Consider the following 12,459-nt stretch of genomic DNA (forward strand, 5'->3'; position numbering starts at 1 on the left):
TTCTCAGCGGTGGCGCTCAAGCAGTGGGCGCAGTGCGACGCGGGAACGCAATTTGCTGGCCAAAAGGTAAATGCCGCCGATCTTGCGATGCAGGAACATCGTGGCGGGGGGCGGCACATGCGTCAACTCACGCTCTGAGCCCATGGCCATCCCCATGTCGCGCAGGGTGCGAACCAGATCGGAGGCCCCGAAATCAAACGCTGTGCTTTGGCGCAGCGGGGCCATGGCGGTGTTGAACATCTCTAGGATCAGGGCCTGATGCCGGGGGGCGGTGGCGGCGCTGAAATAGCCGATACGCAGCATGGCCGCACGGGTGCGTGCGGCATCCTCGTCCAGTGCCGCGTTGAGCAGGGTGCGAAACTCCTCGGTGAGGGCTGGATCAATCGCCATTACCGCCCCGAAATCCAAAAGCACGATCCGCCCTGTGGCAGGGTCAAAGCGGTAATTGGCCAGATTGGGATCGGTCTGCATCAGGCCAAACTCGAACAGTTCACGCAAGGTCAGGTCAATCAACTGTTGCGCCACGTGATCGCGCAGGTCTTGGGGCGCATCGGTCAGTGCATCTATGGGTTGGCTGTCGACATAGGTCATGGCCAGCACCTCGGGCGTGCTGAGGTCGGGGTGCAGCTCGGGCAGGCGGAATGCATCTGAGCCAGACAGAAGCGTCTGAAACGCCGTCAGGTGGCGGGCCTCTGCGATATAATCCGCCTCTTGATGCAGTTGCGCCTTGGCCTCGTGCAGCATCGGGGCAAGGTCCATCTCGCGCGGGATAAGACCCGGAACGCGCAGGAGCGTTGCCAGATTGTCGATATCGCTGTCGATGCTGGCGCGCACACCGGGATATTGCACCTTGATGGCCAGATCGCGACCATCGGGCGTTTGGGCGCGGTGGACCTGTCCGATAGAGGCGGCGGCGAAGGGGCGCAAATCAAAGCGCTTGAACCGCCCATACCAGCCTGTGCCCCATGCGGTGTTGAGCACGGATTGCAACTGCTTGGGTGGCATATGCGGGGCCTCGGCCCGCAATGCCGCCATGATTGCGGTCATCTCGGGCGGCAGCACAAGGCCCGTATCCATCGAGAGCATCTGCCCCAGTTTCATCGCAGCGCCCCGCATCTGACCCAGATCGCGGGTGACGCGGCGGGCCGTGGCGGGGCTGAGCAATAGGCCGGGCAGATGCGGGCGCTGGCCCTGCGCCATCTGGCGCAGGCCGCCGGCCAGCATATCGCCCACGATGCCGGTGGTCATGCCACCCAGCCGCAGCATGCGCCCAATGCGGTGGCCGGGCACGGGGGCGGTGCGGGTCTGATTGTTCTGTTCGGTCATGCCGCCTGCCTCTGCTCAGCCTTGGTGAGGGGCTAGATGGGGCGGGCGCGCGCGATTGCCAGCCTTAGGCCGTGGCACCGGGCACAAGGCGAAAGTCAATTTGTGTGATCCGGGGCGGGGCCTCGCCCTTGAGGCGGCGCAGGATGTGGTCGGCGGCGACATAGCCGATATGTTCGCGGTTCGAGGCGATGGTGGTCAGCGGCGTGGGCAATGCCTGCCCGATGCTCAGCCCGTTGAAACCGGCCAAAGCGATGTCATGGGGCAGCGCGAGGCCTGCGGTTTGACAATGAAAGACCCCACCGACAGCCATGTCGTCATTGGAGAAAAAGACCGCATCGGGGGCTGCCTTGCTCTGGCTGAGCAACCGGGCCAGCCCTTCACGCCCCAAGGGCACCGAGGAGAGACCATCCAGGATAAGCGTGTCGGATAGGGTGAGGCCCGCATCGCTTAGCGCATCCTTGAAGCCGTCCAGCCGGGCAAGGGCGCGGAAATCTGTGGCGATGTCATGGCCGATATAGGCCATCCGGCGATACCCGCGCCCGATCAGGTAATGCGCCATGGTGCGGCCTGCGGCGCGGTGCGAAAAGCCCACGGCCAGATCGGCGGGGTCTGGGTCTGTATCCATCACCTCGACCACGGGCAGTTCGGCGGCACGCAAGAGTGCGCGCGTGGCCGCGTTGCCAGAGGTCGGCGCAAGAACAAGGCCCGCTGGCCGCCATGACAAAAGATCGCGCAGCAGGTGTTCTTCTCGGCTGGCGTCGTAATGCGAAATGCCCAGGATCGGATGATAGCCATCATCCTCAAGCCGGCGTTCCAACCCTTTGAGCACATCGGCAAAGACGATGTTGGAGAGCGAGGGCAGGACCACCGCGATCTGGCGCGACGCCCCGCCCGCGAGCGTTCCGGCAAGGCGGTTTGGCATGTAGTTGAGCGCCTGTGCGGCGCGCTCGACCTTTTGGCGGGTGGATTTGGCCACGGCGCTGCCGCCCCGCAAGGCGCGGCTGGCGGTGATCTCGCTGACGCCTGCGGCCTTGGCCACCTGAGAGAGGGTGGGCCGACGGATAGGGGGTTCGGGCGCGTTCGGGTCCATATCCCCAGATTGCGCAAAATGACGGCGCTGTCATTGAGAATCTGTAGCAGAGGAATGATTTTTGGGGCTGGTGGCACCTGATGTTTGAGACTGAGAGGAATGGCGGGGCAGGTTCTGTTCGGGCAGAAATAGACCTTGACCCCAAGCGATGAACCGCGCGGTGATCGTCCGTTGCATAGGCGCTGTAATTTGACGGGCGGGCATTTCGTTTCTGAAAATATATGATAATTATCAATGTTTTGATTTGAAGTAACAGTGCCCGTCCGAGGGGACAGGCGGGTGCTGCGCGGCGGTGACCGCGGCGCTTTGAGGCCGCATCTTGGGGATAGGGGCCAAGGTGCCTGTCAGGCCAGATCGCTATCGTTTGCAAATTGGCGCGCGCCCCGATCTTGCGGCAACGAGGCGGTGGGTTAGAACCATGTTGACAGCGCTGTCATAACTTGGTTCAGTCTGGATCGAGGGGGATTTGGCGTGCGTATTCTGATTACCGGAGCGGCGGGATTTATCGGTCAGCGCGTTGTTCGCGCGCTTTCTGAGCGTGACAGCCTGATCGTGGACGGACAGGACCGCCGGATCGCGGCCATCCTGGCCACCGATATTGCCGAGGCTCCGTTGGCTGATCTGGCGCAGTCCTGCCGACGGGTGCATGCGGTGCCCGGCCCCTTGGGCAGTGCCGACGTGCTGGCGCGGATTGTCGAGGATGCGCCCGAACTGGTGATCCATCTGGCCGGTGTCGTCTCGGGGCAGGCAGAAGAGGATTACGCGCTGGGCATGGCCGTTAACCTGCAATCCACGATTGCCCTGATCGACGCCTGCCGTAGCCTGCGCAAGCCGCCGGTCTTTGTCTTTTCCTCGTCGGTCGCGGTGTTTTCCTGCGCCGACAATGACACGATTTCAGAAGAGACCTTGCCTGCGCCGCTGTCTTCTTATGGCACGCAAAAGCTTATGGGCGAGTTGCTGGTGCGTGATGCCAGCCGCAAGGGATTTATCAAGGGCCGCGCGCTGCGCTATCCGACCATCGCGGTGCGGGCGGGCAAGCCCAACCGCGCCGCATCAGGCTTTGCCAGCGGGATCATCCGCGAGCCGTTGGCCGGTGTTGCGGCCGAGTTGCCGGTGGGGCGCGGATTGCGGATGCATCTGGCCTCGCCTGCCAAGGCGCTTGACTATACGCTGACCGCCATTGGGCTGGCGCAAGCCGATCTGGGGCTGGAGACCACCGTCACCTTGCCGGGGATTTCGGTGACAGTTGGCGCGATGCTCGACACGCTAGAGGCCGTGGCGGGCGCAGAGGTGGCGGCGCGGGTGACAGAGCGGCCCGATGCCGCGATCGAGCGGATCGTGACCACATGGCCGGGGCAGATCATAACGCCACGCGCCGAGGCGCTGGGATTTGCACCCAACCGGGATTTTGCCGAGATTGTTCGCGAGTATATGGATAGTCTGACAACAGGCTAACGGGGTGCGGGAGGCCCCGGTGGACTGAACCAACGAAAACAAAGGAGGAGGATCACATGAAACATTTTGCACTCGGAGCGTTTGCCGCGCTGGGTTTGGCCACGGCGGCAGAGGCGCAACAGAATATCGTGGTGGGGCATGCTCTGTCGCCCACGTCGCATTACGGGGTGGGGGCGCAGGCCTTTATCGACACGCTGACCGAATTGTCGGGCGGTGCCTTTGCCGGCGAGCAGGCCCCCGCCGGGCAGTTGGGCGGCGAGCGGGATATGATCGAAGGCTTGCAGATCGGCTCGCTGGATGTGGTCATCACGTCGACCGGCCCTTTGGGGAATTTCGTGCCGCAGGTCTATGCGCTCGATCTGCCGTTCCTGTTTCGCGACTATGACCATGCCCGCACTGTGCTGGATGGCGAGATCGGGCAGAAATTGCTGGATGAGATCAGCAAGAACAATCTGGTGGCGCTGGCCTGGTCCGAGAACGGGTTTCGCCACGTGACCAACTCGCAGCGCGCCGTGCGCACGCCCGAGGATCTGGCGGGGCTCAAGCTGCGGACCATGGAGAACAAGGTGCATATGGCGGCGTTCGAGGGGATGGGGGCCGCCCCCACGCCGATGGCCTTCCCCGAGCTTTTCTCGGCGCTGCAACAGGGTGTGGTCGATGGGCAAGAGAACCCGGTCACGGTGATCACCGCGTCTAAATTCTGGGAGGTCCAGAAATATGTCTCGCTCACCGGGCATGTCTATTCGCCTGCTGCCGTTCTCGCCTCGCCGGTCCTGCTCGATAGTTTGACCGACGAGCAGCGCGGCTGGTTTTCCGAGGCGGCCAAGGCCAGTGCTGCGGCAACGCGGGCAGAGGTCAACCGTCTGGAAGAGGCGGGCGTCGCGCTCTTGCGGGAAAACGGCATGGAGGTGATCACCGATATCGACAAGGCCCCCTTTGCGGCGCTGGCGGAACAGGCCTCGTATTCCGTCTACACGGATCAATACGGTGGCGAGATGATCGAACGGATCAAGGCCGTCGAGTGATCCAAGGCACGAAGCTGATCCCGGTGCGTCCCACGCACCGGGGCGGACGGAAGGGCGCGCATGACGTTGTTTCTGAGATTTGAGGCCATCACCACGCAACTGGCCCTGCGGTTGGCGATTGGCTTTTTGCTGATTGCGGTCGGTCTTGCGCTGTATCAGGTGACGACGCGGTTTGTGTTCGGGCACCCGTCGACATGGTCCGAGGTGATCACGCGCTCGGCGATGATCTGGTGCGTGTTTCTGGCCGTGGCCCCGGCGTTCCGTGAGGGGGCGATGATCGCGGTTGAAATCGTGCAAAAGATCTTGCCGCCCCGTCTGGGCTTTGCGCTTTACCTCGTGTCGATGAGCTTGTCGGTGGTGTTTTTCTGCATTCTCTTTTGGCAAGGCTGGGCGATGACCGAACGGGTCATGTCGCAAAAGCTGGCGGCGTTGGAAATCTCGATTGCTTGGGTCTATGCGGCGCTGCCGGTGGGGTCGGTGTTTATTCTCTTGGCCATTCTGGGTTGCATGTTGCGGGCGGTTCAAAAGGGCGCGGTTGCGTTCTCGGCGGATTTGCAATGAACGCGGCACTGGCGCTATCCCTTGCGATATTCTTTTTGGCTGGCGTGCCGATTGCGGTGGCGATTGGTCTGGCTTCGGTCATCGGGATCGAGGCCAATGGGCGCTTGCCGCTGCTGTTGGTGGCGCAGCGCATGTTCACGGGCATCGACAGCTTTCCGCTGATGGCGATCCCGCTTTTTATTCTGGCGGGCAATCTCATGTCGGCGGGGGGGATTTCGCATCGTTTGGTGGAACTGGCGAAATCCATCGTGGGCGGTATCCAAGGCGGGCTTGCGGCCTCTTGCGTGCTGACGTGCATGATGTTCGCCTCGGTCTCTGGCTCGTCGGTGGCAACGACCTTTGCGATTGGTGCGATCCTGATACCGGCGATGGTGAAACATGGATACCCCGCGCCGATGGCGGCCTCGGTTCAGGCGAGTTCCGCCGAACTGGGCGTGCTTATTCCGCCGTCGATTCCATTGATCCTTTATGGCGTGTCGACGGATACCTCGATTGGGCAGTTGTTCCTTGCAGGCATCGGGCCGGGGTTTTTGGTGGCGGGGTCGCTGATGGCCCTGGTGCTGATCCTGTGCCGCGTGCGGGGTATCGGGCTTGAGGATAGGCGCGACCGGCCAAGGGTTGGCCCGGCGCTCTGGTCTGCCTTGCCCGCGTTGATCGTGCCGGTGGTCATCTTGGGCGGCATTTATTCGGGCGTTTTCACGCCGACCGAGGCGAGCGCCGCTGCTGTGGCCGCCGCCGTGATCGTGGGCATGGTGTTCTACCGCGAGTTGCGGTTTGCGGACCTGCCCGAGATCCTGAAAAAGACAGTGTTGGCGACGGCGGCGATCATGCTGATCATCTCGGCGGCGGCGCTCTTCTCGTTTCTCATCACGCGCTCGGGCCTGCCCAATGAAATCGCGGCTTGGTTCAAGGATATTTTCGAGAGCCGCTTTGCGTTTCTCTTGGTGGTGAACCTGATGCTGCTGGTGGTGGGCATGTTCATCGAGACCTCGGCGGCGATCCTTGTGCTGGCGCCAATTCTGGCCCCGATTGCCGTGTCTTACGGGGTTGATCCCGTGCATTTCGGGCTGATCCTTGTGGTCAATCTGGCGCTGGGGATGATCACGCCGCCGCTGGGCGTCAATCTATTCGCGGCCTGTGCGGTGGCCAATCTCTCGATTGAAAAGGTCATTCCGCATCTTTTCTGGTTCGTGCTGACCGTGTTCGGGGCCTTGATGCTGATCACCTATATTCCGGCCATTACGCTCTGGCCGATGCAGACCATTCTTTCGGTGGGACAATGACAGAGATCGTGCATTTTGTTGGGCTGGGGTCGATGGGCCTTGGCATGGCGCAATCGGCGCTGCGGGCGGGGTTCGAGGTTTATGGCCATGATCCGGACGCGGGGCGTCGCGATTTGCTGTTTGCTGCGGGGGGGGGCGCGCTGAACCGAGGTGCGCCCAAGGCGGCGGTGCTGGTTTGTGTTGTGCTCAATGCCGCGCAGACGCGTGATGCACTCTTTGGGGCGCAAGGCTGGGCCGGAGGGGCGCAGGCGGGCGGTGTGATCCTTGGCTGTGCCACGGTCGCGCCGGAGTTTGCCCGCGAGATGGAAGAAGAGGCCTCGCGCCGGGGGCTGCTCTATCTGGATGCGCCGATTTCCGGTGGGGCGGTCAAGGCGGCCGAGGGGCGGCTCTCGATCATGGCGTCAGGCCGGGCCGAGGCGTTTGACCGGGCCGATGCGGTTTTGGCGGCATTGGCCGAAACGGTGCATCGCTTGGGCGATTGCGCCGGGCCGGGATCGGCGATGAAGGCGGTCAATCAATTGCTTGCGGGCGTGCATATCGCGGCCATGGGCGAGGCGCTAAGCCTTGCCACCTCGCAGGGGCTGGATCTGGCCCGTGTGCTGGAGGTGATCAAGGTTTCAGCGGGTAATTCGTGGATGTTCGAAAACCGCGCGCCGCATGTGATCGAGGCGGATTATGCCCCGCGTTCGGCCATCGACATCTGGCCCAAGGATCTGGGTATCGTGGCAGAGATGGCCGCGCGCGTGGCCCTGCCTTTGCCGCTGGTTGCGGCGGCGCTGGCGGAATATCGCGCGGCGTCGGGCGCGGGATTGGGGCGCGAGGATGATGCGGCCATCACCAAACACATCGCGGCCCGCGCCGGATTGCGCTTGCCGGGGGACGCCTGATGCTGCTGGGCTGTATCGGCGATGATTTCACCGGATCAAGTGATCTGGCCAATACGCTGACCAAGGCGGGCATGCGCACGGTGCAATATGTGGGTGTGCCGGATGCGCCTGCCGATACGGGGGTTGAGGCGGGGGTGGTCGCGCTCAAATCCCGATCTATCCCTGTAGCCGAGGCGGTGGCGCACGCGCTGGCGGCGCTAGAGTGGTTGCGCGCGCAGGGGTGCCAGCAAATCCTGTTCAAATATTGCTCGACGTTTGATTCAACGCCCGAGGGCAATATCGGCCCGGTGGCCGAGGCCTTGGCCGATGCCTTGGGCGCGCGGCAGGTGATCTTTTGCCCGGCCTTTCCGGGGGCGGGGCGGACGGTTTATCAAGGGCATCTCTTTGTGAAGGATCGCCTGCTGAGCGAAAGCGGGTTGCAGCATCATCCGCTGACGCCGATGACCGATCCTGATATTCGCCGCTGGCTGGGCGCACAGGTGCGCGGCACGGTCGGGCATCTGGACGCGCAGATCGTGCGGCAGGGGCCAGAGGCGATCAAGGCGGCCCTTGCGGCACAAGAGCATCGGTTGATTGTCGCGGATGCGGTCAGCGATGCGGATTTGGTGGCCTTGGGCCACGTGGCGGCAGAGTCGCCGCTGATCACAGGGGGATCAGGGATCGCCATGGGCCTGCCTGACAATTTTCGGGCGCGGGGGCAGTTGGCGGGCAAGGCTGGTGCGTGGCACGGGCAGTCTGGTCCGGTGGTCGTTCTGTCCGGGTCCTGTTCCGAGGCCACGCGCGGGCAGGTGGCGCGGCATGCAACCGCGCATCCGGCGCGGGAAATCTCTGCGGCTGACGTCATGGCGGGCCGGGTTGCGGCGTTGGATCTGGCGGATTGGGCCGCTGCGCAGGAAGGGATTGCGATGATCTATTCCTCCGCCGATCCCGCCCGTGTGGCGCAGGATCAGGCGCGGTTCGGGGCCGGGGCGGTGGCGGGGGCCATTGAGGCGCTCTTTGCGGCACTGGCGCGCGCATTGGTGGCGCGTGGTGTGACACGGCTTGTGACTGCAGGCGGCGAGACTTCGGGCGCGGTGGTCGAAGCGTTGGGATTGAAAGAGCTTGAGATCGGACCCGAGATCGCCCCCGGCGTGCCGGTGATACGGGCGGGGCATGACCTTGTGCTGGCGCTCAAATCGGGGAATTTCGGCGGGCCGGATTTCTTTGTCGAGGCGGCGCAGAGGATGGAGACCTCGACATGAGCGAAAACCGCCTGCGCGAAGACCTGTGTTTCTGGGCCAAGTCGCTGTTTGACCGGGGGCTGACCGGCGGGGCCTCGGGCAATATCTCGGTGCGGACCGAGGATGGCGGGCTGTTGGTCACGCCGACGGGGGTCAGCATGGGGCGGCTCGATCCGGCACGGCTGAGCCGGTTTGACGCGGGCGGGCGGCTGATTTCGGGCGATCCGCCGACCAAGGAAATGCCGCTGCACGCGGCGTTCTATGAGACGCGGCAGAGTGCGGGGGCAGTGGTGCATCTGCATTCCACGCATTCCGTCGCCCTCTCGATCCTGCCCGACACGGACCCTGACAATGCCATTCCGCCGCTCACGGCCTATGCGGTGATGCGGGTGGGTAAGGTGGCGCTTTTGCCCTTCTATGTGCCCGGCGACGCCGCGATGGCCGAGGCGATCCGGGGGTTGGCGGGGCGGCGTGCCTCGGTGCTTTTGGCCAATCACGGCCCGGTGGTGGCGGCCAAGGATCTGGAGGCGGCGGTGTTCGCGATGGAAGAGTTAGAGGAAACCGCGAAGCTGGCGCTGATATTGCGGGGCACCGGCGCGCGTCCGCTTGATGCCGGGCAGATCGCGCAGGTGGTGCGCAAATTCGAGGTGGATTGGGACTGATGCGGTTTTCGGCCAATCTGGGGTTTCTATTCACCGACCGGCCTTTGCCCGAGGCGATTCATGCCGCGGCGCGGGCAGGATTTGCGGCGGTGGAATGCCATTTTCCTTATGACTTTGCCGCAGATGAGGTGCGCGCGGCATTGGAGGAAACCGGGCTGCCGATGCTGGGGCTGAACACATGGCCGGGCGACCGGGCGGCGGGCGATTTTGGGCTGACTGCTGTTGCGGGCCGCGAGGACGAGGCCCGCGCAGCGATCCGGCAGGCGGTGGACTATGCGCAGGCCATTGGCGCAGGGGCTGTGCATGTCATGGCCGGATGCACCGATAGCGGGGCAGAGGCAGAGGCGGTATTTCGGAGCAATCTGGCCTATGCCTGTGATCTGGCCGCGCCGCATGGCCTAACGATCCTGATCGAGCCCATCAATCAGCGCGATGTGCCGGGGTATCACCTGTCGTCGACGGCTCATGCTGCCTCTGTCATCGCAGCGCTGAGGCGGGACAATTTGCGGATGATGTTCGACTGCTATCATTTGCAGATCATGGGGGGGGATTTGCTGCGCCGCTTTGCCCGCTATCAGCCTATCATCGGCCATGTGCAGTTTGCCGGCGTGCCGGACCGTGGCGCGCCGGACCAAGGCGAGGTGGATTATGGCTGGCTTTTGCCGCAGATTGCGGCGCTTGGCTGGCCGGGGCCGTTCGGGGCCGAGTACCGGCCCGGTGAGGCGGGCACAGAGGCAAGTTTGGGATGGTTGACGCGGTTCGCCTGAAACTGCACGCAGCAGCACCTCTCAGCCCTGATGCTCGGCCCCGATGCCCTGAAACATGGCGCGCAGGTCCACTGTGCTTTTGACGCCGACATGGTCGTAATTCGCATCAAGCCATGCCGCTGCCGTCTCGCGCCCGATGTCGCGCAAGCGGGTCAGAAACGCCCATTCGACATTCATCTTGGACGAGGCCCCCATCGGTTTCAGCGCTGCTTCATTCTCGATCAGATGCACCTTGACCGGGCGATAGTGATCGGTCGAGAGCTTGTCCTGAGCAATCAGGCGGTCCACGAAATCAATGGCCCGCAGTTCCTTGAGCAGGCTCGCGTTAAAGCTGATTTCGTTCAGACGGTTCTGGATTTCCTGCGCCGAGCGCGGTGCGCCCTTGCGCTCGATCGGGTTGATCTGGATGACCACGATGTCATCGGTGCCAGTCTTGCCATATAGCGGGAAAAGCGACGGGTTGCCCATATACCCGCCATCCCAATAGGGCACGCCGTCGATCTCGACCGCCTGATACATCTGCGGCAGGCAGGCCGAAGCCATCACCATATCGGCGGTCAATTCTTCGCGGGCAAAGACCTTGACCCGGCCCGTTTCAACATTGGTGGCCGAGACAAAGAGCTCGAACGCCGTGCATTTGCGCACCATCTCGAAATCAATGCTTTCTTCTACCAGATCGCGCAGCGGGTTGATGTTCATCGGGTTGAGTTGATAGGGCGAGGCAACGCCAGTGAGCGCGTTCATGAAATGGTAAAACGGGTTGTTTTCCAGCCCCCAGTTGCCGGTCAGACGGTCCAGCGGCGTGCGCTGCATCGGCGAATGTTTGACGCTGCCACTCATGCTGCGCCAAAAGTGGTCAAGCGCCGCGCGTGCGCCGTCGGGCCCGGCGCGGGTAAAGCCATCTGCCAAAGCCACGGCGTTCATGGCCCCGGCTGATGTGCCAGAGACCCCCGCGATATGCAGGCGCCCATCCTCGAGCAGGTAGTCCAGCACGCCCCAGCTAAAGGCCCCATGCGCGCCACCGCCCTGAAGCGCCAGATTGATCGGTTTGCCGGTCTTGCTCATGGGCGGGCTGTCTCCGTCATTGGGGGGCTGAGTTCAGGCGCACGCTAGCAGCGCCGGTCGCGCGACGCCATGGCCCTTGCCGCCCTCTGCCCTTAGATTCCCGCTCAGACCTGATAATAGCTGCGATACCAGCGCACGAATTGGGCAATCCCGTCGCGCACGCTGGTTTGCGGGCGGTATCCGGTCAGTGTTTCGAGCAGGCGGGCATCCGCCCAAGTGGCGGGCACATCGCCCTTTTGCATCTCCATCATGTTGCGGATGGCGGGCCGTTCTAGCGCCTCTTCGATGGCGGCGACGAAATCCAAGAGGCGCACCTTGTCGGAATTGCCGATATTGACGATCCGGTAGGGGGCGACGGGCGAGAGGCTGTCACCGGGCGCGATATCTTCGGGCGTCATGGGGCGCACGGGGGCGGCATCCATCAGCAGACGGATACCGCGCACCAGATCACCCACATAGGTGAAATCGCGATACATCTCGCCGTGATTGTAGATGTCGATGGGGCGACCCGCCAGAATGGCCTCGACGAATTTGAAATAGGCCATGTCGGGGCGGCCCCATGGGCCATAGACGGTAAAGAACCGAAACATCGTGGTGGGCAGGTTCCACAGATGGGCATGGGCATGGCCCATGGCCTCGGTCGCCTTTTTGGTGGCGGCGTAGATCGTCATCGGGCTGTCGGCCTTCATCGTCTCGGCATAGGGCATTTCGGTATTCGCGCCGTAAACCGAGGAGGTGGAGGCCATCAGCAGATGGCGCACCGCATGGCGCTTGGCCGCTTCCATGATGTTGAAGGTGCCGACGATATTGGCGTCGATATAGGCGCGCGGATTTTCAAGGCTGTAGCGCACGCCTGCCTGCGCCGCGAGATGCACGATGATGTCAGGGGCGCAGGCGTCAATCGCGGCGTCCACCGCTGTCTGATCCTCTAGCAGGGCCTCGGTCGCGACAAACCCCGGCTTTTGCATCAGCATCTGGTGGCGGCGTTGTTTCAGGCTGACGTCGTAATAGTCGGTCATGCCGTCTAGGCCATGCACCACCATGCCCTCATCCAGCAGCAGGTTTGCCAGATGATAGCCGATAAATCCGGCGGTGCCGGTGATAAAAACCCGCGTCAT

The 12,459-nt window shown here is 63.2% G+C and carries 12 protein-coding genes; 8 read left to right on the plus strand and 4 right to left on the minus strand.

The window, feature by feature from the left end:
* Positions 1-3: 3 nt before the first annotated feature.
* Together ACLGGT_RS11980 and ACLGGT_RS11985 are read right to left on the minus strand one after the other, a co-directional pair.
* Positions 4-1,326: an ABC1 kinase family protein gene (locus ACLGGT_RS11980; protein WP_437196251.1), complete on the minus strand. Its 1,323-nt coding sequence runs from the start codon at positions 1,324-1,326 to the stop codon at positions 4-6.
* Between the two features lie 64 nt (positions 1,327-1,390).
* Positions 1,391-2,416 carry a LacI family DNA-binding transcriptional regulator gene (locus tag ACLGGT_RS11985; RefSeq protein WP_437196253.1) on the minus strand — a complete coding sequence of 342 codons (1,026 nt, stop codon included), beginning with the start codon at positions 2,414-2,416 and terminating at the stop codon, positions 1,391-1,393.
* Between the two features lie 471 nt (positions 2,417-2,887).
* Here ACLGGT_RS11985 and denD point away from each other — a divergent pair, with 471 nt between their 5' ends.
* From denD to ACLGGT_RS12025, 8 genes are read left to right on the plus strand one after another with little or no spacing between them, the layout of a single operon-like run.
* Entirely contained in the window at positions 2,888-3,871 is a 984-nt protein-coding gene (denD, locus tag ACLGGT_RS11990) for a D-erythronate dehydrogenase (protein ID WP_437196255.1), read from the plus strand.
* 56 nt (positions 3,872-3,927) lie between these two features.
* The gene (locus ACLGGT_RS11995; RefSeq protein ID WP_437196258.1) at positions 3,928-4,896 is read left to right on the plus strand and encodes a TRAP transporter substrate-binding protein; all 969 of its coding nucleotides are present in this window, start codon (positions 3,928-3,930) and stop codon (positions 4,894-4,896) included.
* A 60-nt stretch (positions 4,897-4,956) separates the two neighbouring features.
* Positions 4,957-5,457 carry a TRAP transporter small permease gene (locus ACLGGT_RS12000; RefSeq protein WP_151978530.1) on the plus strand — a complete coding sequence of 167 codons (501 nt, stop codon included), beginning with the start codon at positions 4,957-4,959 and terminating at the stop codon, positions 5,455-5,457.
* The gene (locus ACLGGT_RS12005; protein WP_437196260.1) at positions 5,454-6,740 is read left to right on the plus strand and encodes a TRAP transporter large permease; all 1,287 of its coding nucleotides are present in this window, start codon (positions 5,454-5,456) and stop codon (positions 6,738-6,740) included. The genes ACLGGT_RS12000 and ACLGGT_RS12005 overlap by 4 nt, the downstream gene beginning before the upstream one ends.
* Positions 6,737-7,627, plus strand: a complete 891-nt coding sequence (gene ltnD, locus ACLGGT_RS12010) for an L-threonate dehydrogenase (protein ID WP_437196262.1) — start codon at positions 6,737-6,739, stop codon at positions 7,625-7,627. The genes ACLGGT_RS12005 and ltnD overlap by 4 nt, the downstream gene beginning before the upstream one ends.
* A complete protein-coding gene (otnK, locus tag ACLGGT_RS12015) occupies positions 7,627-8,868 on the plus strand; it encodes a 3-oxo-tetronate kinase (RefSeq protein ID WP_437196263.1) in 1,242 nt (413 codons plus the stop codon). Before ltnD ends, otnK begins: the two co-directional genes overlap by 1 nt.
* On the plus strand, positions 8,865-9,509 hold the full coding sequence (gene otnC, locus ACLGGT_RS12020; RefSeq protein WP_151978536.1) for a 3-oxo-tetronate 4-phosphate decarboxylase: 645 nt from the start codon (positions 8,865-8,867) through the stop codon (positions 9,507-9,509). The genes otnK and otnC overlap by 4 nt, the downstream gene beginning before the upstream one ends.
* Positions 9,509-10,276, plus strand: a complete 768-nt coding sequence (locus tag ACLGGT_RS12025; RefSeq protein ID WP_437196264.1) for a hydroxypyruvate isomerase family protein — start codon at positions 9,509-9,511, stop codon at positions 10,274-10,276. Before otnC ends, ACLGGT_RS12025 begins: the two co-directional genes overlap by 1 nt.
* Before the next feature lie 21 nt (positions 10,277-10,297).
* Here ACLGGT_RS12025 and ACLGGT_RS12030 read toward each other — a convergent pair whose 3' ends face one another.
* Positions 10,298-11,341 carry a patatin-like phospholipase family protein gene (locus tag ACLGGT_RS12030; RefSeq protein WP_008279875.1) on the minus strand — a complete coding sequence of 348 codons (1,044 nt, stop codon included), beginning with the start codon at positions 11,339-11,341 and terminating at the stop codon, positions 10,298-10,300.
* Positions 11,342-11,445: 104 nt separating this feature from the next.
* Complete coding sequence (locus tag ACLGGT_RS12035) at positions 11,446-12,459, minus strand: NAD-dependent epimerase/dehydratase family protein (RefSeq protein ID WP_437196268.1); 1,014 nt, start codon at positions 12,457-12,459, stop codon at positions 11,446-11,448.

This window comes from Roseovarius sp. MS2 (assembly GCF_051447875.1).
Classification (GTDB): Bacteria; Pseudomonadota; Alphaproteobacteria; order Rhodobacterales; family Rhodobacteraceae; genus Roseovarius; species Roseovarius mucosus_A.

What these genes read in the sequence shown, in the direction of transcription:
- ltnD (WP_437196262.1), top strand. Translation starts at nt 6,737, where the DNA reads ATGACAGAGATCGTGCATTTTGTTGGGCTGGGGTCGATGGGCCTTGGC.
- ACLGGT_RS11995 (WP_437196258.1), top strand. Translation starts at nt 3,928, where the DNA reads ATGAAACATTTTGCACTCGGAGCGTTTGCCGCGCTGGGTTTGGCCACG.
- otnK (WP_437196263.1), top strand. Translation starts at nt 7,627, where the DNA reads ATGCTGCTGGGCTGTATCGGCGATGATTTCACCGGATCAAGTGATCTG.
- ACLGGT_RS12005 (WP_437196260.1), top strand. Translation starts at nt 5,454, where the DNA reads ATGAACGCGGCACTGGCGCTATCCCTTGCGATATTCTTTTTGGCTGGC.
- ACLGGT_RS11980 (WP_437196251.1), bottom strand. Translation starts at nt 1,326, where the DNA reads ATGACCGAACAGAACAATCAGACCCGCACCGCCCCCGTGCCCGGCCAC.
- ACLGGT_RS12025 (WP_437196264.1), top strand. Translation starts at nt 9,509, where the DNA reads ATGCGGTTTTCGGCCAATCTGGGGTTTCTATTCACCGACCGGCCTTTG.
- ACLGGT_RS12000 (WP_151978530.1), top strand. Translation starts at nt 4,957, where the DNA reads ATGACGTTGTTTCTGAGATTTGAGGCCATCACCACGCAACTGGCCCTG.
- ACLGGT_RS12035 (WP_437196268.1), bottom strand. Translation starts at nt 12,459, where the DNA reads ATGACGCGGGTTTTTATCACCGGCACCGCCGGATTTATCGGCTATCAT.
- otnC (WP_151978536.1), top strand. Translation starts at nt 8,865, where the DNA reads ATGAGCGAAAACCGCCTGCGCGAAGACCTGTGTTTCTGGGCCAAGTCG.
- ACLGGT_RS12030 (WP_008279875.1), bottom strand. Translation starts at nt 11,341, where the DNA reads ATGAGCAAGACCGGCAAACCGATCAATCTGGCGCTTCAGGGCGGTGGC.
- ACLGGT_RS11985 (WP_437196253.1), bottom strand. Translation starts at nt 2,416, where the DNA reads ATGGACCCGAACGCGCCCGAACCCCCTATCCGTCGGCCCACCCTCTCT.